Raw genomic sequence first — 289 nt, 5'->3', positions numbered from 1 at the left:
GCTCCAGGGCGGCAACATCGCGCCGCTGAAAGGCGAATCGCTGGTGTTCGACAACTTCTCGATCGACGGACGCTACTTCGTCACGCGCGCGTTGAGCGTCGCCGCCGCGTACACGTACACGATGGGCCGCTTCGACACCCGCACGGGCCAGACGCGTCCGAAATGGAACCAGGTCGTCGCGCAGGCCGACTACGCGCTGTCGAAGCGCACGGATGCGTATCTCGAAGGCACTTACCAGAGCGTGAGCGGCGGCAACGGCAATCCGGCGTTCAACGCGACCGTCTGGACC

General features: G+C 65.4%; 1 protein-coding gene. It reads left to right on the top strand.

From position 1 onward, the window contains the following. Positions 1-289: porin (locus tag AAEY88_RS12870; RefSeq protein ID WP_350563015.1), on the top strand; the 289-nt coding region annotated here is incomplete at both ends.

The sequence above is a fragment of the Psychrobacter sp. CAL346-MNA-CIBAN-0220 genome (assembly GCF_040309805.1).
Lineage (GTDB): Bacteria > Pseudomonadota > Gammaproteobacteria > Pseudomonadales > Moraxellaceae > Psychrobacter.
The sequence above is the reverse complement of the archived record's forward strand: the minus strand, read 5'-3'. Positions and strand labels throughout refer to the sequence as shown.